This is a genomic window from Mesobacillus sp. ABV4_180 (assembly GCF_056158485.1).
Genome location: NZ_JBSWTJ010000001.1, coordinates 1,473,533 through 1,496,349, shown reverse-complemented (window position 1 = coordinate 1,496,349; position 22,817 = coordinate 1,473,533). Strand labels below are relative to the sequence as shown.

Sequence of the window (22,817 nt, the reverse complement as noted above, 5' to 3'; positions counted from 1 at the left end):
AAGGTATCCCGATCGCGGGATACCTTCTTTTCTGTCTATCCTATTTACTGTCAACAATCAATGTAACCGGGCCATCATTCGTGAGCTGGACATCCATCATTGCGCCGAAAACTCCAGTCTCTACTTTTAACCCTTTTTCCTTAAGGAAATGATTGAATGCCTCATACAGTGAGTTTGCATGGTCTGGCCTGGCAGCATCCATGAAGTTCGGACGGCGTCCCTTGCGGCAATCTCCATACAAAGTGAATTGTGAAACGGAGAGAATTTCCCCGCCTACATCCAAAAGGGAGAGATTCATTTTTCCAGCTTCATCTTCAAAGACCCTCAGATTGGCAGCTTTCTCTGCAAGAAATGCGGCATCCTTTTCGGTGTCATCATGAGTAACCCCCACTAGAATGACGAATCCTTTTGTGATGGAGCCGGTTACTTCGCCATCAACAGTTACTTTTGCTTCTTTGCTTCTCTGTATTACTAAACGCATGACAAATCCCCTTACCCCATTGCTATTGTCTCATCATTTCTGCGAAAAGAGCTTAGCTCATCATCCTTCTGACAGCGTAGATATCCGGAATCTGTTTGATCCGGTCCACCACCTTTTGCAAATGGCTGACATTATGGATCGCAATAGACATGTTGATCGTCGCCATTTTATTCTTGTCGGATTTTCCAGAAACGGCTGTAATATTTGTCTTTGTTTCATTTACAGCCTGAAGGACTTCGTTCAGCAGTCCTCTGCGGTCATAGCCGCTGATTTCAATATCAACATTGTACTCTTTTCGGTCATTAAGCCCTGTTTCCCATTCGACGGGAATGAGCCTTGCCTGTGCATCTTCAGTATGGATGTTCGTACAATCTGAACGATGGACGGACACGCCTCTTCCTTTTGTGATGAATCCGACGATTTCATCTCCAGGCACCGGGTTGCAGCAGCGAGAAAGCCTGATGAGCAGATTATCGATGCCTGAAACCCTTACACCAGATTCACGTTTCTTCACTGGTGAAAAAGACTTGAGTTCGGAAACAGCATTAGAGATATCTTTTTCCTGTTCAAGGTCACGCTTCTTGCGGAGCTTTTCAGTCAGCCTGTTCGCGACCTGAAGCGCCGTAATCCCATTGTAACCAATGGAAGCATATAAATCTTCCTCATGCGTAAAATTGAATTTGTCAGCAACCTTCTTGAGATTTTCAGAGGTCAGAATTTCTTTCACATCAAAATCCATGTTTCGGATTTCTTTTTCTAAAAGTTCCCGGCCCTTTTCAACATTTTCATCCTTCTGCTGCTTCTTGAAGAATTGGCGGATTTTATTTTTCGCCTGGGAAGTTTGAGCAAGCTTGAGCCAGTCTTTGCTTGGTCCGTAAGAATGCTTGGAAGTAAGGATTTCTATGATATCCCCTGTCTTCAGCTGATAATCGAGCGTGACCATCTTGCCATTAACCTTGGCACCGATTGTTTTGTTGCCGATTTCAGAGTGGATCCGGTAGGCAAAATCGATTGGCACAGAGCCAGATGGCAGTTCGATGACATCACCTTTTGGGGTGAATATAAATACCATATCCGAGAAAAGATCAATTTTAAGAGATTCCATGAATTCTTCTGCATTCGCAGTGTCATTCTGGAATTCAAGGATTTCCCTGAACCACGAAAGCTTCGTTTCAAGGTTAGAGCCTTCCGCTGGTTTTCCCTCTTTATATGCCCAGTGGGCAGCTACCCCGAATTCAGCAATCCTGTGCATTTCATCCGTCCTGATCTGGACTTCCAGCGGATCGCCTTTCGGCCCAATTACCGTCGTATGAAGCGACTGGTACATATTCGGCTTTGGCATGGCGATATAATCTTTAAAACGACCAGGCATCGGTTTCCAGCATGTGTGGATGATGCCAAGGATGGCATAGCAATCCTTGATGCTGTCCACGACGATCCTGACAGCCAGCAAATCATAGATTTCATTGAATTGTTTGTTCTGAAGGACCATTTTACGATAAATGCTGTAAATATGTTTCGGCCTTCCGGAGATCTCTGCCTTGATGGAAACCTCGGCAAGGCGGTCCTTCACTTCATCAATGACTTCATCAAGATACTGTTCGCGTTCGGCACGTTTCTTCTTCATCAGGTTAACAATCCTGTAGTATTGCTGTGGATTCAGATAGCGCAATGCCGTGTCTTCAAGTTCCCATTTAATTTTAGAAATACCGAGCCTGTGAGCAAGCGGCGCGAAAATCTCAAGCGTCTCATTGGAAATCCTGCGCTGCTTTTCGAGCGGCAAATGTTTCAGGGTTCTCATGTTATGAAGACGGTCAGCAAGCTTGATCAAGATTACCCGGATGTCCTGAGCCATCGCGACAAACATTTTCCTGTGGTTTTCAGCCTGTTGTTCTTCATGGGACTTGTACTTGATTTTACCAAGCTTTGTCACACCATCTACAAGCATTGCCACTTCATCGGTGAAAGCTGCCCTGATGTCATCAAGCGTTACATCTGTATCCTCTACTACATCATGAAGAAAACCAGCAGCAACTGTCGCGGGATCCATCTCTAGATCTGCGAGAATACCAGCTACCTGGATAGGATGGATAATATATGGTTCACCGGATTTCCGGAATTGGTCATGATGAGCCTGTCTGGCGAATTCATAAGCTTTCCTTACCAATTCCACATGCTCATCGTTAAGATATGATTTAGTACAGTCAATGACTTGTTCTGCTGTCATTACCTGGTCATTCGCCATAGGATCACCTAATTTTTAATTCATTATATTAAATCCGCACATTTAAGCGGAATCCATTGAATAAAATCGACAATTAACTAAAAAATCCTTTTATATACAATAATTATTCTTATAAAGGATTGTTACTATTATCAAAGAAAAATTCGAAGATGTAAAGAGAAAGGAAGAGATTTTACAGTAGAAAATAAAAAAAATGTCGAAAGATGTTTTTTTGCTTAAAATAAATAAATTTTTCATTAAAAAGTGTTTAAGTGGCCGTTCGAAGATTTTCTATAAGAAAAGGGCACTTCGCAAATGAAGCGCCCGGTCTCATTAATACTGCATCAACGTTAAAATATCGTAGCCATCAAGCTTATTTCGGCCATCAAGATAAGTCAGTTCAATCAGGAACGCAATCCCTGCAACGACTCCGCCCAGTTCTTCAACCAGCTTGATTGTTGCTTCAATTGTTCCTCCTGTTGCAAGCAGGTCATCTGTAATCAGGACTCTCTGGCCTGGTTTGATTGCATCCTTATGGATTGTCAACACATCACTGCCGTATTCAAGACCGTAGTTGACCTTAATTGTTTCGCGCGGAAGCTTTCCTTCCTTCCTTACCGGAGCGAAACCTACTCCATGCGCATAAGCTACCGGGCAGCCAATGATGAAGCCACGTGCCTCAGGTCCGACTACCAGGTCAATGTGCTTTTCACGGGCATAAGCCACGATTTGGTCAGTTGCATATCTATATGCCTCGCCATTGTCCATTAAAGTTGTGATGTCCTTAAACTTAATGCCTGGCTTCGGCCAATCGGGAACGATTGTTACGAATTGTTTCAAATCCATTGAATAATTGCCTCCTCATTTTCCACCGACTCTTGGATGAATTGGTCAAACCAATTCTTCAATTGCTCATAAGATGAATAGAGCAATTCATTTTCAAGAGTGAATGCTTGCACCTTGTGCTGATATGTTTTGGATTCCGAAAGATCCCTTTTGGGGACATTTTCTTCCAGTGAAATAAACCCATTGTTTATTTTAACAAAATCTAGTTCAAAAAACACCTGCGACATGAAATCTATTGTTTCTTTTGTCCAGCCTCTATGCCTGGCCAAATCATCACCATAGCGTTTCAGGTCGAATGGTCCTTTATTGGCCAGAAAAGCATAGAACCATTTGAAATGCTCCCTTGTCGGCAGAGTAGTGAAGAAATCACTGTTTTCTTTATAAAAATGGACATAGATTCTTCCAGGTTTTTTACCGGACAGCGTTTTCCCCAGAATCTCCTTGGATGGCGGAAGATCAAGCAAAACGACATAATCCTGATTCATTACTATTTTTTCAGCTTCCTCCTCGCTGCTGATTTGCAGCAAAGAATCTCCCAATATCGCAGAAAACTTTTCTTTCAACTCATGGTTGAAGATGACCCATTTAATCTTTTCTCCCGAAATCATCTCCGGCAGCTTCTCAATTCTCTTAAGGCCGCGGAAGTCAAAAAGCTGCCATGACTTCACTGCCACATCCTTCAGGAAGATTTGCGGTTTTTTGATATTGTTCCATTCATTGATGGATAATTCCCCGATGACGGACAACCTGGAACTCGGCGAGATATGCTCATGGAGATGGCCAAAACCGAAGCCAATGCCATCTATCACTTTTCCTTCTTCTTCAAGGGCAAGTTTTAAATGGGACTGGTCTGCGCCTATCTTTTTTAAAGTTGAGATATTAGCGCCGTCAATAAGGACCTTTGGCTTTGGATTGCTGACACCATAAGGAGAAAGTAAACCAAGCTCGTTGATCGTATCTATATTTATATCGATGATGTCGATTTTCGTATCGATATTTGATACAGGAATTAAATCTTCCTCGGTCAATTGTTCTTTCGCAAGGGTATTAAGCCTTGTTCTTAGTGCATCAACATCGCTCAACTCAAGTGTCATCCCTGCTGCCATTGGATGTCCGCCAAAATGAGGAAGGATATCTCGGCAGGTAGACAGGTTTTTGAATAGATCAAAACCAGCAATACTTCTTGCAGAACCTTTTGCAAGTCCTTTTTCTTTGTCAAAACTAAGAACGATTGCCGGCCGGTAAAATCTTTCTACGAGCTTGGAGGCGACAATCCCGATCACTCCTGCGTTCCAGCCTTCCTTGCCGATGACAAGAACAGGATTATCTTCGACAGGAAAATTCTTCTCCACTTCTTCAATTGCTTCCTGAGCAATTTCAGCGACGATATTTTGCCGTTCTTTATTGATTGAATCAATCTCTTCAGCGAGCATCATTGCCTCTTCACGATCAGAGGTCATCATCAGCTGGACTGCTGGATTCGCACTGCCGAGTCGTCCGGCTGCATTTACCCTTGGTCCGATCAGAAAGCCGATTGTTTCTTCATCGATGGCTGTCCTATCTGTTTTTGCAATTTTCAACAATGCATGCAAACCTGGAGTTTGACTTGTCTTCATTTGCGCAATTCCACTGAGCGCAATCAGCCTGTTCTCGCCTAACAAGGGAACCAAATCGGCAATCGTTCCAATCGCGGCAAATTCCAGCAAATGTTCCGGAAGCCTTCCAAGCAAGGCATGGGCAACCTTGAGGGCCACGCCAACCCCAGCCAGGTCCTTGAAAGGATAAACACTGTCCTCAAGCTTCGGATGGATGATTGCATAGGCATCAGGAAGGACAGGGCCTGGTTCATGGTGATCCGTAATAATCAGATCTATGCCAAGATCCCTTGCCACATTTGCTTCATGAAGCGCTGAAATACCTGTATCTACCGTAATGATTAATCCTATGCCCCTGTCTGCAGCTTTTCGGAATGCCGCTTCATTCGGACCGTATCCTTCTGTAAAACGGTTTGGTATGTAGTAGTCGGCATTCGCACCTATTTCCTGCAGGGCTTTCATCATCACCGTGGTGCTGCTTACACCGTCTGCATCATAATCGCCAAATACCCATATTGGTTCCTGGGTTTCAACGGCCTGATTGATCCGAGCAACAGCCTTGTCCATATCTTTTAACAAAAAAGGATCATGGAATTGGTTGTTTTGTGCAAATAAAAAATACCGAGCATCTTCCACGGTATCCAATCCGCGATTGACTAGCAAAGAAGCTGTCAAATAATTTATGTTCAAATTTTTTGCGAGTAATTCTGTTTTTTCCGGGTCAGATTTTTTTACAATCCACCTTGATTTTGGCTTTAACATACGTTCACCTCTCAGCTTTTTTATTATACAAAAGCAAGATGAGCGTTTCAATGACAATGAATGCTAATATCCGGTGGAATGTAAAATGGCAACATCATGATGATGCTGCCACTGCTAACTGCTTAATGGATATCCTCGATTTGGTGCACAGGCTCTTCCGAGATTGATTCTTTTTCTGCCAGCTGCTCTTCTAAAGCCTTGTTCTGCTTTCTTAATGCTTTTACTTCGCGCTGAAGAACAAACATCCTGAATAAGCCCACCGAACCGACAATGATGCCTCCCATGAGAACAGAGCCAATAATTACAAGGATCAATGGCCATTGAGATTCCCCAAATAAGTAGTTCACTGAAACAGGATCGACATTGATTACTGCGAATAGAGCTACAATCAACGCGAACGCAAATGCCAGCAGCAACGTCCATTGAAACTTCATGCTTTCTCCCCTCCCTACTTTCTATTGTATTTCCACCGTATCATCGAATTTTCCATCTTCACTGAATGGATTGATATGGACCAGGACATTTTGAACATTCTTATTTTCCATCAACCGCTTTTTCACACACTTCCCAATACGGTGTCCTTGTTCAACCGTAATGCCGGGATCAACAGAAATCTTCAGATCGATAATTACATAGTGGCCATGCTCTCTCGCATGCAATTCATCCAATTTCTTTACTTCAGGAATCGATTGGACAACAGTCTTGAATTCTTCTGTATCCTCATCATGGAGCACATGATCCAGAGTATTATGGATCGATTCCCTCCCGAGTTTCCATGCCATCCTGATAACCATCAGCGCAACAAGCAGCCCTGTCACCGGATCGGCATACTCCAGCCAGCCAATCCCGAATTTACCGCCTAAAACCGCTGCGCTGATTCCTATCAATGCAGCAATGGAAGAATACACATCAGACCTATGTTCATATGCATTTACAATGAGTGCATCACTATTCAGCTGTTTTCCCAGCTTGTATTTATACCTGAACATTCCCTCTTTTACAACGATTGAAACGACTACAGCAACAATAGCAATCGATTTTGGAGGCTCTATCGGCTCAAAGAATGCCTCAATAGACGACCGGCCAATTTCAACACCTACAAGCATCAGCAAAACAGCCACAATGATTGCGGCTATTGATTCTGCCTTCCCATGTCCGTATGGATGATCTTCATCAGGCGGGGCTTTTGCTGCTTTTAGTCCAATATATACTGCAAGTGAACCAGCAACATCTGATGCCGAATGGACAGCATCTGCTACCAGCGCTTTACTGTTCGCGTAAATGCCGATAATCCATTTCAACGCCGCAAGAATAATATTTCCAACAACGCCAACCATTGCTGCGAACTCTGCTTTTTTAAATCGAACATCCTTTTCCAATGGCTGAAATCCTCCCTGAAAGAAGCTTGCTGTTATTTTCATATCACAAATCATGCTTCCTTTAGTCTGTCGGCATTGCTTTATTTTTATCCTGAAAGATCGATGCACGAACAAAATGAAAAAATACCACGGAAATCCGTGGTATTTTTTCAACGTTATACTTGAGGCTCGTCGGAGTAAACTTTCTTTTCTTTGTACGTATTGATCGTGCCTTTTTTCTTCAGCTCTTTATTTTTCCATACATACCATAGCTGTGCTGCCAGGAAGACGGAAGAGTAAGTTCCTGCAATTAAGCCGATAAGCAGTGCAAAGGAGAAATTCCAGATCGAAGAACTTCCGAATAAAAGCAGGGCAACTACAGTAATAACTACTGTGAGGACAGTATTTACTGAACGGCCCAGTGTCTGGCGCAGTGAAGTGTTCACTACTTCAGCAATTTCTTCAGATGTCTTCAGGCGTTTCTTTTTCACCATATTTTCGCGCATCCTGTCAAAAGTTACGATCGTATCATTAATTGAATAACCAACGATCGTCAGAATTGCGGCGATAAAGGTGATATCTACTTCAAGTCTTGTGATACTGAAAATTACGATAACGAAGAAAGCGTCATGCAGCAAAGCAATGATCGCTGCGAGTGCCATGTAAATTTCAAATCGGACAGTAACATATATGATTATTCCAATTGATGCGATAACAAGAGCAATCATCGCATTCTTAGCCAGTTCTTTACCGACCGTTGGTGATACTGTGCCAATGTTCGGCTCTGACCCAAATTCATCTTTGAGCTGTGTTTTAAGCTCTGCAATTTCAGTCTTGCTTAATACACCTTTTAATCTGGCAACGCCTATTTCACCTTGATCTCCAGAAATTACGATATCATCGGTTTCAATGCCAGCCTTTTTTAGCTCTTCTTTGACCTGTTCGGTTGTTAATTTATCGTCAGACATGATTTCAACTCTAGTACCGCTTGAAAAATCGATCGCAAGGTTCAGACGGAATATAAGCAAAGTTACAAGCCCAACCCCAATCAAAATTGCAGTAGCTGTAAAGAATTTCTTTCTATTTTGGACAAAGTCAAATCGATCGAATTTTGTCTTTAAATCGAGAGTATCAAGACCTTCCGAAATGTCATGGATATCCGAATTTTTAACTCCGAACCACCAAGGCTTGTTTTTGAACAGACCGCTGTTTACCCAAAGACTTAGGAATAGGCGGGCACCGAAAACTGCTGTAATAAAGCTCGCAAGGATACTGATTATAAGCATCGTTGCAAAACCCTTCACCGAGCTTGTACCATACGCGAACAGAACAATTGCAGCAAGAATTGTCGTCAAGTTAGCATCGAGGATCGTTGACAATGACCCTTTACTTCCTGCATCAAATGCAGCTTTGATATTCCGGCCAACTTTAAGTTCTTCTTTAATCCGTTCATAGGTAATGATATTGGCGTCAACCGCCATACCAACTCCAAGAATTAACGCAGCAATTCCTGGTAACGTAAGAACACCATTCATCCAATCAAATATCAGCAGAATGAGGTAAATATAGATCGATAAAGTCACGATCGCGACAACACCTGGTAAACGGTAGTATGCGAGCATGAAGATGAATATCGCTGCTACACCAATTATGCCAGCGAAGATTGTCTCATTTAATGCCTGCTCACCAAACTTTGCTCCAACTGATGTGGAATAGGTTTCATCCAGCTTAACTGGAAGGGAACCAGCGTTTAGCAGTGATGCAAGCTGCTGCGCTTCTTCGATAGTGAAATTACCTGTGATTTCAACGTTTTTCTGATTCAATACTTGGTCTACATTTGGATTGGAAAGGAATTTAGGATTCGGTTTCATCCTTTCTTCCTTATAAGAATCCTTCCCCTCCTCAAAATCCAGCCAGATGATCAATTGGTTTTCGGGTGCCATGTCGCGGATTTCCTTGGTGATTTCACCAAATTGATCGCCATCTTTTAACGTAATCGAAATGCTCGGCTTGTTTTGCTGGTCAAAGCTTTGCTTCGCACCATTCTCAGCCAAATCTCCGCCATCCATCATAATCCGGTCGTTAACATCCCGGAAAGTAAGATTGGCTTCAGTGGAAAGAATTTCACGAGCTTTATTCTGGTCTTTGACACCTGCCAGCTGAACACGAATCCTATTGTCACCCTCAATTTGGATATTCGGTTCACTTACACCAAGAACATTGACCCTTCGTTCCAGCGCCTCTGCTGTACTTTTCAAAGTTTCACGGTCAATTTCCTGTCCCTTTTCCAATGGAGTAACATCGTAAAGGACTTCGAAGCCCCCCTGAAGGTCCAGTCCGAGCTTGATATCTTTCAATATATTCTGGGTTGTTGCACCCATAGCGCTTCCAATTAGCAATACCAGCAAAAAGAAGGCCACGATGCGGCTGCGTTTTACCATTATGTAAAAATCCTCCTTATTCTTCGCACAAACATGCTGCAAGACAATAAAACTTTCAGACAAAAAATAAAACTGACAGTAACCAATTTATAGCATTCTAATTATGTAACAGTTTAAAAAAACTGTCAATTAAGCTTCTCGTTCTCCATATTGAGGAGTTTCTATCCAGAAAATATCGGCTTTTGAATTTTTATGTATTAAGAAAAATGAAACTATTTAAGCAATTCCCTGCGTTCGTCTTCATTATCTAGGGCAAAATCGCCAAGCTTGAATGCTTCCACAGTTGTGAAGTTCATCAAGTCGCCTATTTTTGCTGATAAGATATCCGCAACAATTTCATACATTTGAATCTCATCTTTCGGCTTCTTCCATTTTTTCTTTGTGAGATACTCCCATAATTCTTTTTCAGAGACCTTTTCATAACCGAATATTTTGAATTCTTCGATTTTACTTAACAATGCCGGCTTCACTTCGTTATAAAACCGTTCGTATTGATGGGTTTTACTCATGTACTTTCCTCCCAGTCCCATTTTCTAGTCTTTTATGTTTTAACCTTGTCATGCTTTGTCCACTTTCATGCATATAGTTAATTGTATATGAAATATGCATTTTTGAGAAGGCAGGGAGTGGAATGTCGAAGTTTTTAAAAGGAACATTTATTTTGTTACTGGCCGGGCTCGTAACCAGGGTTCTTGGTTTCATAAATCGGATTGTCATTGCCCGTTTCATTGGTGAAGAGGGTGTTGGTTTATATATGATGGCTTTCCCGACAATGATGCTGGTTGTAACCATTACACAGCTTGGCCTCCCTGTGGCGATTTCCAAAAATGTCGCGGAGGCAGAAGCAAAAGGCGACTTTCCCAAAATAAAGAAAATATTAGTCGTGTCACTTGCAACGACGATTTCCCTTTCAATCATCTTCACACCGGCACTCATTTTCCTTGCTCCTTATTTGTCAGAAACACTTTTTACAGATCCACGGACTCACTGGCCACTGCTGGCGATTGCACCGATTGTTCCGATCGTGGCTGTATCATCTGTCCTTCGAGGCTACTTCCAGGGAAGACAGAATATGCGGCCATCTGCAATTTCCCAGGTGATTGAACAACTAGTGCGCATTACCCTGATTGCTGTTCTCACGAAGAGCTTCATGCCATACGGGATTGAATATGCTGCTGCAGGAGCGATGATTGCATCCGTACTGGGTGAATTGATTTCATTAATTTACTTAATGACCACATTCAAGCTCAGGAAGAAATTCCGTTTAAGAAAAAACTTTTTTCAATACGTCCATTCAGGTAAATCGACTTTCAATGAATTGATGCGGATTGCTTTGCCTACTACAGGTTCAAGGATGATCGGGTCAGTTTCCTGGTTCTTCGAGCCGATTGTTGTGGCGCATAGCCTGGCAATTGCCGGAGTGGCAGCAGTTGCCGCAACGAAACAATACGGTGCACTCACCGGTTTCGCCATGCCATTGCTGCTGCTCCCATCCTTTATCACCTATTCTCTATCCACTTCCCTTGTTCCGGCGATAAGCGAGGCCAATTCGAAGAAAAATGGAAAAGTCATAGAGCATCTCCTTCAGCAGTCGCTGCGGTTCTCGCTCCTCACCGGCGGACTTGCAGTCGTTGTCCTTTATGTATTCGCAGACCCATTGATGACCTTAATGTATGGGACATCAAATGGATCGCAGTTCATCAAGCTTATGGCGCCATTCTTCCTGTTCTATTATTTCCAGGGACCACTGCAGGCAGCACTTCAGGCACTTGATTTGGCAAGAGCAGCGATGATCAATAGCTTGATTGGCAACCTTGCCAAGACAGCGGTAATCTTTTTGTTGGCCAGCCAGCCTGCCTTTGGCATCAATGGTGTGGCACTTGGAATGGTAATGGGCATCGTTTTGATCACGCTCCTCCATTTTGCCACCATGCTTAAAGCCATTTCGTTCACTTTCTATGTCATGGATTATATAAAAATGTTTACAGTCATCGCAGCATCAGGATTATTGGGCTTCCTTCTCTGGGACACAGTTTCTGACAGCATGGGGCTTGCTGCCGGGATTCTTGCAAGTACAGGGGTAATTAGTTCGATCTATATTTTCCTTTCGATAGTCCTTGGCTTGATAAGGAAACAGGAACTCCAGAGAATCAGCAAGATGTTCTATAATTTCTTAAAAAAAATAATATCGTAAAAAAACGTGGAGAAACTCCACGTTTTTACTGGTCTTTTAAATCAATATAGAACTCGCCATTCTGAAAGCTGCAGAAAGAAATATCCTCCGGATCAGAATATCCTTTATTCTTCAGCTGGTCTAGCAGCCATGGCTTCGACTTGTCCACCAGTTTAAGATTATCCTCCTGGATTGCCCCATCAATAATTAAAGGCAGGGCAAGGCTGCTGTTGTCTTGCTCACTGCCATCACCATCATGATTTTTTTGGAAAATGGAAAGAGTTCCTGACGGCTCCAAAATCGCATACTCAACATCTGCGATATTTCCGACATCCTTTTCTCTTAATTGCAGCAGTAAATCGTCAAAATTGTATCTTTGTGCCCGCATTGCCTTTTCATCAATTTTCCCATTATTAATGATGATCGTCGGCATCCCATCCACAATATCCCGGAACTTCTTGCTTTTCAGGGAAAAAACAGCAAGCGTGATTTGTACGATTACCAAAAGCATAATTGGCAATAAAGTGTTTATTATTGGGTCTTTTGTATTTTCGATTGCAACTGCTGCCATTTCAGCAATCATGATATAGACAACTAAATCTAGTATGCTCAGTTCACCGATTTCCCTTTTTCCCATCAGTCGGAAAATCAGGAGAATCAACAAATAAAGGAACAACGTTCTAAAAAGAATGACGACGTATTCTTCCACTTTTTTCCCGCCTTTCAAACAACATTCCTCTATAGTCTTTAACGGGGAAAATAAAAAATACCTATCGTTTCAATTTTTTAAGCTGCATTAACAGGAAAACTGATTCTATTTGTCCCTTTCCACGAATATGCTTGTACTAGACAATTCCCGTTTACAGGGGAATCAGATTAGAGAGGAGAGGGGTTAATGGAATCCAAGAATTTAGGCAAGGCCGTCCTTTACGGTGTGATTGCAATATTCCTATTGGCAATCGTCAGCAGTTTTATATTTTCTCTTCTTTTAAAATTCACTTCAATCCAAGAATCTTCACTTCAGTACGTTATGACTTCAATCTCATTTTTATCGATTTTCATCGGCGGCTTCATCACTGGCGGAAACGGGAAGGAGAAAGGCTGGCTGATTGGAGGAGCTACAGGGCTGGTTTATTCGGTGATTATTTTCCTGTTCCAGTTCCTCGGGTATGACAGCTTATTCACAGTTGAACAAATCATCTATCATGTTTGCTATATCACCACTGCGATGATGGGAGGAATCCTTGGAGTGAATATTGCCGGAGGACCTTCGAAAGCATAAAAAAGAAGCGGATTGAACCCAATCCGCTTCTTTTTTCCCTTCTGCACAGACAGAGGGCGATTTAAATTATTTCGCAAGCATGCCGCCTGCAGATTCTTTTACATCACGAATCGCAGCACGGTCATATGTAAGACGGCTTCCGTCACCGCATCTGATGACGACAGTTCCTTCTTCAATTGCATCTACAGTTCCATGCAAACCGCCGATTGTAACTACCTTATCACCTTTTTGAAGGTCACTCTGCATTTGCTGAACCGCTTTTTGCCTCTTCTGCTGAGGGCGGATCAGTAAAAAGTAGAACAATACAAACATAAGCAACAGCGGGAATACTGTACCTACTAATCCTTCCATTCATTTCCCCTCCTTTCATTGTTCAAGGCTGCTTTCGCATAAATACGAAATACCTTTGGTAAGCAGTTTATTTAGAAGTTTTTGGCATTTGGCTTATTGAAGCCATATTGCTCAAAGAACTCTTCTCTAAAATCCCCCAGACGGTCTTCACGAATCGCCTGTCTGACCTGCTCCATTAAGTTTATCAGAAAATAGAGATTATGATAAGAAGTAAGTCGAATTCCGAACGTTTCATCCGTCTTAATCAAGTGGCGTATATAAGCCCGGCTGTAATTACGGCAAGTATAGCAATCACAATTCGGATCCAATGGGCCAAAATCACGGGCGAACTTCGCGTTCTTCACTACCAGTCTTCCTTCACTTGTCATAAGTGTACCATTACGGGCAATCCTTGTTGGAAGGACACAGTCAAACATATCAATTCCGCGAATCGCTCCATCGATCAATGAATCGGGTGAACCTACACCCATCAAATAACGCGGCTTGTCAGACGGCAGCCAAGGTGTAGTGAAATCAAGCACTCTGTTCATAACATCCTTCGGTTCGCCCACTGACAGTCCCCCAACGGCATAGCCAGGGAAATCCATCGATACTAGATCTTTCGCGCTTTGTTTTCTTAATTCCTCATATTCCCCGCCCTGGACGATTCCGAACAATCCCTGGTCCTGCGGGCGCTTATGAGCTTTCAGGCAGCGCTCTGCCCAGCGTGACGTTCTTTCAACAGACTTTTTCATATAGTCAAATTCTGCAGGGTACGGGGGGCACTCATCAAATGCCATCATGATGTCAGAACCTAGGGCATTCTGGATTTCCATTGCCTTCTCTGGGGAAAGGAAAAGCTTGTCCCCATTTAAGTGATTGCGGAAATGGACACCTTCCTCTTCAATTTTCCTGAATTCACTTAATGAAAATACCTGGAAACCACCTGAATCTGTCAGGATGGCGCGATCCCAGTTCATGAATTTGTGCAGGCCGCCTGCTTCCTGGACAATTTCATGGCCAGGACGGAGCCATAGGTGGTAGGTGTTGCTCAGGATGATTCCTGCTCCCATTTCAACCAATTCTTCAGGTGCCATCGTTTTGACGGTTGCAAGTGTGCCTACCGGCATGAAAACAGGCGTTTCAAATGAGCCGTGGGGTGTATGCACACGCCCTAGCCTCGCGCCTGTTTGCTTACAGGTTTTAATTAATTCATAACGGATTGCTGACAATTGTTATACTCCTTCCAATGCATGAACTCTTTATGCAATTGTATATTTCTCTTGTTATAGTATCAGCATCGCATCGCCGAAGCTGAAGAAGCGATACTTTTCTGCGACTGCTGTGTTATATGCATTCAGGACGTGGTCCCGGCCAGCTAATGCGCTGACAAGCATGATAAGTGTTGATTTAGGCAAATGGAAATTGGTGATCATGCCATCGATTGCCTTGAATTCATATCCTGGATAAATGAAGATATTGGTCCAGCCATTTTCGGCCACGAATCTGCCATTGTTGGCGGAGGCAATCGTTTCAAGTGTCCTTGTTGATGTCGTGCCTACCGTAATGATCCTGCCGCCTTTTTCGCGTACAGAATTAAGCAGTGATGCTGTCCCTTCTGTCACCTGGTAAAACTCAGAGTGCATATCGTGCTCTTCTATAGAGTCAACGCTTACCGGCCTGAAGGTACCCAGCCCAACGTGTAGAGTGATGAAGGCAATGTGGATGCCCATTCCCTTGATTTCCTCAAGCAGCTCTTCGGTAAAATGCAATCCGGCCGTCGGCGCGGCTGCCGATCCTCTTTCCCGGGCAAACACAGTCTGGTACCGATCCTTATCCTCCAATTGCTCCTTGATATAAGGAGGAAGAGGCATTTCACCCAACTGCTCAAGCACCTCATAGAAAATGCCTTCATACGAGAACTTAAGGTTACGGCCGCCATGTTCGGCTTCCCCTGTGCATTCCGCTGTAAGAAGTCCATCACCAAATATAATCTTCGTGCCTTCCTTGACTCTCTTTGCAGGTTTGACAAGCGTTTCCCACTCATCTCCCTCAAGCTGTTTCAATAGAAGGACCTCAATCTTGGCTCCTGTATCCTCTTTCATTCCAAAAAGCCTTGCTGGCAGCACTTTTGTGTCATTGAGGACTAGGCAATCCCCAGGCTTAAGATAGTTTTTAATATTTTTGAAAACATCATGCTCTAATTTGCCTGTTTCTTTATCCAGAACCATCAGCCTGCTTTCAGCTCTTTGCTCCAGAGGGGTCTGGGCAATTAATTCTTCAGGCAGATGAAAATCAAACAAGTCTACTTTCATGTTGTCACCCTTACTTTTCAATTCGTCATTTAATTCATTTTGTTACTGCTGACTTCATCGGAAACGTCCGATAAAATAGAAAATCGCTGATAAGATGATGCTTGCTACGATGGACGTTACGATCGGGAAATAAAAGGTTGTACTCCCCTTTTTTATCACAATATCTCCCGGAAGTCTCCCCAAATTGATAAACTGCATGAGGAAACCAATAATGAAAATAACTGCACCCGCAATCATTACGAACTTCGCTGGCCCTGTCATCTTTCAGGCACCTCCAATTGGAAATGTCGGTATACGGATTCCGTTACAATTCTGCCTCGTGGCGTCCGTTGAAGGAACCCAATCTGCAGGAGATAAGGTTCGTACACATCTTCTATTGTCTGCGATTCTTCCCCGACGGTAGCGGCAATGGTCTCTAAACCGACCGGGCCGCCACGGAATTTTTCTATAATGCCTTTAAGCAGTTTATGGTCTATGTGGTCGAGGCCAAGCCTGTCTACCTGCATCAGTTCCAGAGCCTCATTGGCAAGTGCCTCCTCAATCGCTCCATTGCCGCGAACCTGCGCGAAATCCCTTACGCGTTTCAACAGGCGATTGGCAATCCTCGGAGTACCTCTAGATCTTCTTGCCAGTTCTTGAGCAGCAAGCCACTCAATCTCCGTTTCGAGGAGTTCGGCTGTTCTGACAACAATATCCGTCAGCTGTCTCTCATTATAGTATTCCAATCGGCTCAGGACTCCAAACCTGTCTCTTAATGGAGCAGACAATGAACCCGCACGCGTTGTCGCACCAACAAGCGTGAATGGCGGCAGATCAAGCCGGACAGAACGGGCACTAGGGCCTTTCCCAATGACGATATCCAGACAAAAATCTTCCATTGCAGGATAGAGCACCTCTTCAATTGTCCGTGGTAGTCTGTGGATTTCATCGATGAACAGGACATCACCTGGCTCCAAAGCCGTCAAAATTGCTGCAAGGTCCCCAGGCCTTTCGATCGCCGGCCCTGAAGTGGTCCTCAGATTCACTCCCATCTCATTGGCAATGATGGCTGCAAGCGTCGTCTTACCCAGTCCAGGCGGTCCATAAAGCAATACATGGTCAAGCGTTTCACGCCTCATTTTAGCCGCTTCAATAAACACCTCTAAATTGGCTTTAACTTTATCCTGTCCGATATATTGCCTGAGAGTCTGGGGACGCAGGCTCTGCTCAAATGAAACATCCTGGTCGCCCGCTTCACTGGAGATGATTCGTTCTTCCATCTGTTTCTCACCCTTCAATCATCTTTTTTATCTTAGGCTCAGTTAAATTTGGCTGTTGATTTTCGTTCCAGGCGCATCGCTTTCCGCGGGCAGTCTGAGAGCCTCCTCGGCGCTTAAGGCGCCTGCGGGGTCTCCCATGACTTGCTCATCCCGCAGGACGTTGATTGAACTTCCTCGAACCGGCCCACTCACGAGGAAAATGCGTTAGCATTTTCAGAGGAGTCTTCGCGCCTTCCACTACAATCAACAGGTAAAAAAATTCAACATGAGGCAATAACAGAGCCTTATCTTAAAAGCTTCTGCAATGCCATTTTAATGTATTGGTCCGTTGTCAACTGTTCCTTTTTCAAGTCTGGCATGATCTTGCGAATTTCTTTTTCAGAATAGCCAAGCGCCTTCAAGGCCAGGACAGCTTCGTCTAATTCGGTCGAATGGCTGACTGCTGCAGCTACTTCATCGGCATTGAAAAGGTTAGGGAAAAAGTCTGGAACGAGGTCATGCAGCTTTCCCTTCAGATCCAAAATCATTTGTCTCGCTGTCTTTTTCCCTACACCAGGGAATTTGACAAGGAAGGATTCATCTTCATTTTCAATGGCCTGTACCACTTGTTCAGGCTCACCGGATGCAAGGATGGCCAGTGCACCCTTTGGACCGATTCCGGATACATTAAGAAGCCTGGTAAAAAGTGCTTTTTCTTCTCGGTTCTTAAAACCGTAAAGGGCAATAAGATCTTCACGCACATAATGATATGTATAAATACGAATCTCTCTGCCTGCTTCTTTTGTAAAAACGAACGGGTTCGGCGTCATGATTTGATAGCCAATGCCGTTATTTTCAACAACTATATATTCAGGACCGACAAAATCGACGGTTCCTTTGATGAATTCAAACAATATTCTCGCCCCTCTGCTTTGCTGTACCTCATTTTAACATACAATTTTTAAAGGTATGAATAAAATTATGCTAAAAAGGCGAACGTATGTCCATTTTTCAATTCAGAGTTTATATTTTCTGGAGGGAAGCAGGCATCAGACACAAATAAGAGCCAGTCAGCCCGGCTCTTCAAGGTTTTTCGTATATGGTTTGAACGTTTCCAGCACTTCCTGATAGCATTGTTTACTTTTGATTGGAATTCCTTTTTTCAATTGATCGTGTTTGAAGCTTTCTAGCCTTCCAAGGTCAATCTGAAAGAATGATTGGATGATATTTGAACCTTCAGGCCTTCCATTGAAAATCGTCAGGACTCCTTCGTCCGACAGGCCAAAATAGCCATTGGCTTTCAGGAGAGGAGAGATATCATCAATGTCCTGCCTGAATACGGCCTTTTCCACTTCCATATCGACAAGCTGCCATTTATCGTACTTTGCCCAGAAATCTTCCATCGACCAAATGGTTTCCCTGACTTTTTCCTCGCTCATTTCCCCGTCAAGATAAACCCTTTGCAAAATGATCGTAACCTCAATAGGTTCTTCGGCTTCATTTTTTGATGCTTCAGGCTTCTCAGCAAAAGCAGGTTCTGACTGAAGTGCAAACCGGCAGCCAGTAAAACTGATCAGTAGCAATACAGCTATGCCGAACGCTTTTAACCTATTATTTGAACCCATTGCTGTCCACCTCTCTTTATTGTTCTTTTGAAATATAGGATGAATCCTTATTCAAACATAGTTTAGCCAAATTTATCTTGTTTATCCTTATTCCCCAGAACCATTTCGTAACGTTCTAAAAATGGACATAAAAAGAAGGCTAAGCGTTTGCCTGCCTTCCCTTTATACTAATTATTCAGGTTTATGCTTTCACGCGGATTTCCGTTCTTGCGGTCGTAATCGATATTTCTTGTCCTGCTGAATGTTCCTTCATCTTTCATGATGCGCAGCTGCCTGCCTTCGATGTATGGCATTACAGCTTTCCTGATTGCTTTCTTTGTTTGTTTTTCCAGCGAATCATCCTTATAGGTAACAGCAATTTCAACTTCCCTTCCGAACAAAATGGATCTGACTTTATCCACATTATCGACGGATTCAGCAGCAATCCCTACTTTTCGCGCCAGCTTATTATCTTGTTCGGAATTGCTGTAAATTCCTACTTTCCCACTGCCCCTATCTTCATTCAAGTGGCCATGATAATTCAGATCCCCGCGGCTGTAACGATTATCCCTTTGGAAAAAGTTGTGGTCATGGTCAGAACGCGGAACCGTCGGGTTGGGAGGATTTCCATTTGCGTCCCTGGACTGCATCATGATCCGCTTATTATCCCTCGTGACTCTGCCTTCCTTGCCGAAGTTATGGTCAAAGATTTCTGTCACTGCGCCCTCTCTGTCGTCCATCACATCGACTTCATTTCCTTTTTCATTCGAATAATAGCCGAATGGCTGTGCAGGATTGGCATTACGGTCCTGAATAGCGGTTTCATCATTTCCATTACAAGCTGTCATCCCCATCACAAGCAGGGATGCAAAAGGAACGAACAACATCCTCTTATTCAATCGAATAACCCCCATCCTTGCTATTCTGAGCATTTTTTTCATGCTCATTATTAGGGTGTGGATGGGGCTTGTTTTTCATTCTGTCAGATACGCCCAAAAAGGGGCACAAGCCTTATTTTAACCTGGACTTTACCTCTTCCTGGAATTGTTTTCTCTGTTCGAACTGGCTGACCGTCATGTCAACAATCGGAGCAGTCCGATAAGGGTTTTTATTTTCTCCTTCCCTCAGCAGCCTGTTCCATTCCCTCAAAAGATCAGCCGGATACAGTAATCCATATAAAAATGCATCATTATTGAGCCAGTTATTTATATGGTTTATTTTTGCCAGTGAATCAAACTTCCAATCCAAAAATGGCAGGATCCGATTAGCGTACTGGAGCATATCGTATGCCCTTGAACCTGTGCTGATCAAATCAAAATCAATGATATGAAGTTTCCCATCCTTAGATCTCAGGAAATTATGATGTGCTACATCTCCATGCAGGATGGCAGGATTTTCTGTTTCAAGATTCTTTTTTAAAGGACTAAAACCATTCAATGAGAAATCAGCCCACTCTAAAAATTCTTTTGTGAATTGCCTGCTTATAAAATAATGGATTGGCGCCAGATTATTTGCGAACTCACTTCTTCTCTGATGCCATTTTCTTGTTAAATCCGTTTTCGGTAGCAGACTTGCATAAGAACCCGCCAGTTCGCATGTTTTATCATGGAAGGCATTCAACAGAGTAACTCCTTCTTCCCTGTCATTCTTTCGGCCATAATGAAAATGTTCATCATGCGGAGGGATATATTCCAAACATCCATAATATACATTTTGGAAAAAAAGCGGATTGGTGCCAGGTGTATAAAAGGAATAAGACTGGTCAAAACCAGATTTCCGCAATGAAGAAGTAAAAGCTTCCTGTATCTTTAATTTCCTTAAGTCTTTATACCCTTTGAGAATGAATTTGGTTTTGTCTGTCTGGACCATGTAGACATTTCCTCTTAACTTTTTCATTCCATGGATCGTTTCCCCAAGTTCCCTGGATAAATAAGAGAAGAGACGATTGAAAAAGTAATCGTCTCCGGCTCTCCTGATGTTAATATTCATTGCTCTCTTCGTCAAAACGAGGCATTGGCATTCCATAGCCTCCGCCCATTGGTCCTTGAGCGTATGGATTCATCATGCCCTGAGGTCCCATGCCCATTGGGAATCCATGTTGAGGATATGGCTGCAGCCCTGGTGCTCCCGGATAGCCATGGTGAAATTGAGGGGGCATTCCCGCGCCCATTACTCCATACGGACTGCCCATCGGTCCACCACCACACCCGCAATCATACCCCATGCCTTGAACTCCCTGCTTTGGCATCATCGGCGGCTGCATAGCTCCACCGACTGGCGGCATTTGGTTATCCATCATCCCGCCTACCTGCGGCATTTTTGGCATATTGTTCTCCATCATTCCGCCTACCTGCGGCATCATTGGCATATTATTATCCATCATCCCGCCTACCTGTGGCATCATTGGCATGTTGTTGCCCATCATTCCGCCTACCTGTGGCATCATTGGCATGTTGTTATCCATCATTCCGCCTACCTGCGGCATCATTGGCATGTTGTTATTCATCATTCCGCCTACCTGTGGCATCATTGGCATGTTGTTGCCCATCATTCCGCCTACCTGCGGCATCATTGGCATGTTGTTATTCATCATTCCGCCTACCTGTGGCATCATTGGCAGGTTATTATCCATCATTCCGCCTACCTGCGGCATCATTGGCATGTTGTTATCCATCATTCCGCCTACCTGCGGCATCATTGGCATGTTGTTGCCCATCATCCCGCCTACCTGCGGCATTTGATTATTCATCATGCCAGCAACCTGAGAAGACATTTGATCTTGCATTCCGCCTACCTGTGGCATCTGTGGCATTGGCATTTCTGATGATTCATCATCCATCATTCCGCCTACTTGCGGCATCATCTGATTATCCATCATTCCGCCTACTTGCGGCATTTGGTTATCCATCATGCCACCTACTTGGGGCTGCATAGGCATCTGGTCATCCATCGCACCGGCAACCTGAGGCATATATGGCATTTGCTGAGGATAGCCGTATCCATAAGGCGGACAGTAGCCAGGGCCAGGCATGACTGGAGATGTCGGAACACCGTAGAATGTCGGACCGCTCATTTCCGGTGACACCTGCGAAGGCATATTATCACCCATTGGGTATGATGATGATTCCAAATCCTGGGCTGGCATGGCCATATTCGGCATCATTCCCGGATACTGGGCTCCAAGTACTTGCGGATATGGCATCATTTGTTGTTGTGAACCAGGATAGCCATAAGCAGGACCAGTCATGGAAGGTGCACCAGGGTAGCAATTATAAGGATATGGGATCATTGGCTGTTGGTAACCTCCTTGAACTAATGGCATCATAGAAGGTGCTTCATCCATGAAATCATTCTTTTCGATTTTAATTCCAGGTTTGATTTCAGATTTTAACCCACTTGGCTTTACCTCAGCCTTCGACTGAGGCAGAACTTGCGGTTTTACCTCTTGCTTAGCTTGAGGCTTTACCTCCTGCTTAACCTCTTGTTTTACTTGAGGCTTTACCTGAGGTTTTACTTCTGGTTTGATTTCCGGGAAGATATTATCTGGTTTAGGCGGGAGCTGCGGCTTTGGCTGCGGCTGAGGCGGGAGCTGCATGTTTGCCATATTCATCATATAGTAGTTGTTGATATCAATGTCTGGCTTGATTTGTTTTGGCATTTTTGGAGTATATGGTTTAACAGCTTCTTCCTTTTTAATCGGTTTAGGAGCTTCTTGTATAGGCATTTCTTTCTTTGGCTGTTCCTTTACAGGGAGTTCTTTTGGAACCTCCTTTACCGGAGCCTCCATTTTCACCTGCTCAGGAATTGGCATTGGTTTCTCTTTGGCAATCGGCATTTCCTTTTTGCTACCCATATTGATTTTTGCTTGAGGCGTTCCACCTGTGATAGGAGCTTCTTTCTTTACTGTCCCACCGACAGTTGGAACTTTTATTTTCATACCGGGCATAATCATATCAGGGTTGCTGAGCTGTGCATTCATCTTTTTCAGCTCTTCAAAGTTCACGCCGTACTTCTTGGCGATCTTCCAAAGAGTATCCCCTTTCTGTACGATATGGATCTTCATCCTGATTCCCTCCTATGGCATAAGTCCATATATTCTATGTTGGTGTGGGCAAATTGCTAACAATCTTCAAAAAAACTTATGCTTCTATCTAAATAAATATGTTTT

21 protein-coding genes are annotated in these 22,817 nt (G+C 43.6%); 2 read left to right on the top strand and 19 right to left on the bottom strand.

The annotated features are described in order from the left end of the window. Positions 1-40 precede the first annotated feature (40 nt). From dtd to ACXAEA_RS07375, 8 genes are all read right to left on the bottom strand, one after another. Complete coding sequence (dtd, locus tag ACXAEA_RS07410; protein ID WP_475095265.1) at positions 41-481, bottom strand: D-aminoacyl-tRNA deacylase; 441 nt, start codon at positions 479-481, stop codon at positions 41-43. A 52-nt stretch (positions 482-533) separates the two neighbouring features. After that, positions 534-2,726 (bottom strand): RelA/SpoT family protein, encoded by a 2,193-nt coding sequence (locus ACXAEA_RS07405; RefSeq protein ID WP_475095264.1) that lies wholly within the window; start codon positions 2,724-2,726, stop codon positions 534-536. A gap of 312 nt (positions 2,727-3,038) precedes the next feature. Further along, a complete protein-coding gene (locus tag ACXAEA_RS07400; RefSeq protein WP_475095263.1) occupies positions 3,039-3,551 on the bottom strand; it encodes an adenine phosphoribosyltransferase in 513 nt (170 codons plus the stop codon). Then, the gene (gene recJ, locus ACXAEA_RS07395; RefSeq protein ID WP_475095262.1) at positions 3,542-5,908 is read right to left on the bottom strand and encodes a single-stranded-DNA-specific exonuclease RecJ; all 2,367 of its coding nucleotides are present in this window, start codon (positions 5,906-5,908) and stop codon (positions 3,542-3,544) included. The genes ACXAEA_RS07400 and recJ overlap by 10 nt, the downstream gene beginning before the upstream one ends. A 122-nt stretch (positions 5,909-6,030) precedes the next feature. Further along, complete coding sequence (locus ACXAEA_RS07390; protein WP_475095261.1) at positions 6,031-6,342, bottom strand: LapA family protein; 312 nt, start codon at positions 6,340-6,342, stop codon at positions 6,031-6,033. 21 nt (positions 6,343-6,363) lie between these two features. Further along, positions 6,364-7,287 carry a cation diffusion facilitator family transporter gene (locus ACXAEA_RS07385; protein WP_475095260.1) on the bottom strand — a complete coding sequence of 308 codons (924 nt, stop codon included), beginning with the start codon at positions 7,285-7,287 and terminating at the stop codon, positions 6,364-6,366. A 155-nt stretch (positions 7,288-7,442) separates the two neighbouring features. Further along, positions 7,443-9,707: a protein translocase subunit SecDF gene (gene secDF, locus ACXAEA_RS07380; RefSeq protein ID WP_475095259.1), complete on the bottom strand. Its 2,265-nt coding sequence runs from the start codon at positions 9,705-9,707 to the stop codon at positions 7,443-7,445. Between the two features lie 212 nt (positions 9,708-9,919). After that, positions 9,920-10,216, bottom strand: coding sequence for a post-transcriptional regulator (locus tag ACXAEA_RS07375; protein ID WP_475095258.1), 297 nt, complete (start codon positions 10,214-10,216; stop codon positions 9,920-9,922). Between the two features lie 122 nt (positions 10,217-10,338). Here ACXAEA_RS07375 and spoVB point away from each other — a divergent pair, with 122 nt between their 5' ends. Further along, entirely contained in the window at positions 10,339-11,901 is a 1,563-nt protein-coding gene (gene spoVB / locus ACXAEA_RS07370) for a stage V sporulation protein B (RefSeq protein ID WP_475095257.1), read from the top strand. A gap of 25 nt (positions 11,902-11,926) precedes the next feature. Here spoVB and ACXAEA_RS07365 read toward each other — a convergent pair whose 3' ends face one another. Beyond that, positions 11,927-12,589, bottom strand: a complete 663-nt coding sequence (locus tag ACXAEA_RS07365; protein ID WP_475095256.1) for a DUF421 domain-containing protein — start codon at positions 12,587-12,589, stop codon at positions 11,927-11,929. Between the two features lie 186 nt (positions 12,590-12,775). On the opposite strand from ACXAEA_RS07365, the gene ACXAEA_RS07360 reads away from it, so the two are divergent. Continuing rightward, the gene (locus tag ACXAEA_RS07360; protein ID WP_475095255.1) at positions 12,776-13,162 is read left to right on the top strand and encodes a TIGR04086 family membrane protein; all 387 of its coding nucleotides are present in this window, start codon (positions 12,776-12,778) and stop codon (positions 13,160-13,162) included. Between the two features lie 66 nt (positions 13,163-13,228). Here the strand turns inward: ACXAEA_RS07360 and yajC are convergent, their stop codons facing one another. The 10 genes from yajC to safA all read right to left on the bottom strand — a co-directional run bounded on the left by yajC (position 13,229) and on the right by safA (position 22,712). Then, on the bottom strand, positions 13,229-13,513 hold the full coding sequence (gene yajC / locus ACXAEA_RS07355) for a preprotein translocase subunit YajC (protein ID WP_475095254.1): 285 nt from the start codon (positions 13,511-13,513) through the stop codon (positions 13,229-13,231). A 71-nt stretch (positions 13,514-13,584) separates the two neighbouring features. After that, positions 13,585-14,724 (bottom strand): tRNA guanosine(34) transglycosylase Tgt, encoded by a 1,140-nt coding sequence (tgt, locus tag ACXAEA_RS07350; protein WP_475095253.1) that lies wholly within the window; start codon positions 14,722-14,724, stop codon positions 13,585-13,587. A gap of 54 nt (positions 14,725-14,778) precedes the next feature. Continuing rightward, on the bottom strand, positions 14,779-15,807 hold the full coding sequence (gene queA, locus ACXAEA_RS07345) for a tRNA preQ1(34) S-adenosylmethionine ribosyltransferase-isomerase QueA (RefSeq protein ID WP_475095252.1): 1,029 nt from the start codon (positions 15,805-15,807) through the stop codon (positions 14,779-14,781). A 54-nt stretch (positions 15,808-15,861) separates the two neighbouring features. Next, a complete protein-coding gene (locus ACXAEA_RS07340) occupies positions 15,862-16,068 on the bottom strand; it encodes a DUF2905 domain-containing protein (RefSeq protein WP_475095251.1) in 207 nt (68 codons plus the stop codon). Then, complete coding sequence (gene ruvB, locus ACXAEA_RS07335; protein WP_475095250.1) at positions 16,065-17,066, bottom strand: Holliday junction branch migration DNA helicase RuvB; 1,002 nt, start codon at positions 17,064-17,066, stop codon at positions 16,065-16,067. Before ruvB ends, ACXAEA_RS07340 begins: the two co-directional genes overlap by 4 nt. Positions 17,067-17,350: 284 nt before the next feature. Then, positions 17,351-17,959 carry a Holliday junction branch migration protein RuvA gene (ruvA, locus tag ACXAEA_RS07330; protein WP_475095249.1) on the bottom strand — a complete coding sequence of 203 codons (609 nt, stop codon included), beginning with the start codon at positions 17,957-17,959 and terminating at the stop codon, positions 17,351-17,353. Between the two features lie 156 nt (positions 17,960-18,115). Continuing rightward, positions 18,116-18,670: a BofC C-terminal domain-containing protein gene (locus ACXAEA_RS07325; RefSeq protein WP_475095248.1), complete on the bottom strand. Its 555-nt coding sequence runs from the start codon at positions 18,668-18,670 to the stop codon at positions 18,116-18,118. 167 nt (positions 18,671-18,837) lie between these two features. Beyond that, on the bottom strand, positions 18,838-19,548 hold the full coding sequence (locus tag ACXAEA_RS07320; protein ID WP_475095247.1) for a YhcN/YlaJ family sporulation lipoprotein: 711 nt from the start codon (positions 19,546-19,548) through the stop codon (positions 18,838-18,840). A 112-nt stretch (positions 19,549-19,660) separates the two neighbouring features. Further along, the gene (locus ACXAEA_RS07315; RefSeq protein ID WP_475095246.1) at positions 19,661-20,674 is read right to left on the bottom strand and encodes a phosphotransferase; all 1,014 of its coding nucleotides are present in this window, start codon (positions 20,672-20,674) and stop codon (positions 19,661-19,663) included. Beyond that, positions 20,628-22,712 (bottom strand): SafA/ExsA family spore coat assembly protein, encoded by a 2,085-nt coding sequence (gene safA / locus ACXAEA_RS07310; RefSeq protein WP_475095245.1) that lies wholly within the window; start codon positions 22,710-22,712, stop codon positions 20,628-20,630. The genes ACXAEA_RS07315 and safA overlap by 47 nt, the downstream gene beginning before the upstream one ends. Positions 22,713-22,817: the final 105 nt, after the last annotated feature.

Bases quoted from the DNA above. Each gene is read 5' to 3' on its own strand.
- spoVB (WP_475095257.1), top strand. From the start codon at position 10,339: ATGTCGAAGTTTTTAAAAGGAACATTTATTTTGTTACTGGCCGGGCTC.
- ACXAEA_RS07340 (WP_475095251.1), bottom strand. From the start codon at position 16,068: ATGACAGGGCCAGCGAAGTTCGTAATGATTGCGGGTGCAGTTATTTTC.
- ACXAEA_RS07390 (WP_475095261.1), bottom strand. From the start codon at position 6,342: ATGAAGTTTCAATGGACGTTGCTGCTGGCATTTGCGTTCGCGTTGATT.
- secDF (WP_475095259.1), bottom strand. From the start codon at position 9,707: ATGGTAAAACGCAGCCGCATCGTGGCCTTCTTTTTGCTGGTATTGCTA.
- recJ (WP_475095262.1), bottom strand. From the start codon at position 5,908: ATGTTAAAGCCAAAATCAAGGTGGATTGTAAAAAAATCTGACCCGGAA.
- ruvB (WP_475095250.1), bottom strand. From the start codon at position 17,066: ATGGAAGAACGAATCATCTCCAGTGAAGCGGGCGACCAGGATGTTTCA.
- safA (WP_475095245.1), bottom strand. From the start codon at position 22,712: ATGAAGATCCATATCGTACAGAAAGGGGATACTCTTTGGAAGATCGCC.
- ACXAEA_RS07400 (WP_475095263.1), bottom strand. From the start codon at position 3,551: ATGGATTTGAAACAATTCGTAACAATCGTTCCCGATTGGCCGAAGCCA.
- ACXAEA_RS07360 (WP_475095255.1), top strand. From the start codon at position 12,776: ATGGAATCCAAGAATTTAGGCAAGGCCGTCCTTTACGGTGTGATTGCA.
- ACXAEA_RS07325 (WP_475095248.1), bottom strand. From the start codon at position 18,670: ATGGGTTCAAATAATAGGTTAAAAGCGTTCGGCATAGCTGTATTGCTA.
- ACXAEA_RS07405 (WP_475095264.1), bottom strand. From the start codon at position 2,726: ATGGCGAATGACCAGGTAATGACAGCAGAACAAGTCATTGACTGTACT.
- yajC (WP_475095254.1), bottom strand. From the start codon at position 13,513: ATGGAAGGATTAGTAGGTACAGTATTCCCGCTGTTGCTTATGTTTGTA.
- dtd (WP_475095265.1), bottom strand. From the start codon at position 481: ATGCGTTTAGTAATACAGAGAAGCAAAGAAGCAAAAGTAACTGTTGAT.
- ACXAEA_RS07315 (WP_475095246.1), bottom strand. From the start codon at position 20,674: ATGGAATGCCAATGCCTCGTTTTGACGAAGAGAGCAATGAATATTAAC.
- ACXAEA_RS07375 (WP_475095258.1), bottom strand. From the start codon at position 10,216: ATGAGTAAAACCCATCAATACGAACGGTTTTATAACGAAGTGAAGCCG.
- queA (WP_475095252.1), bottom strand. From the start codon at position 15,807: ATGAAAGTAGACTTGTTTGATTTTCATCTGCCTGAAGAATTAATTGCC.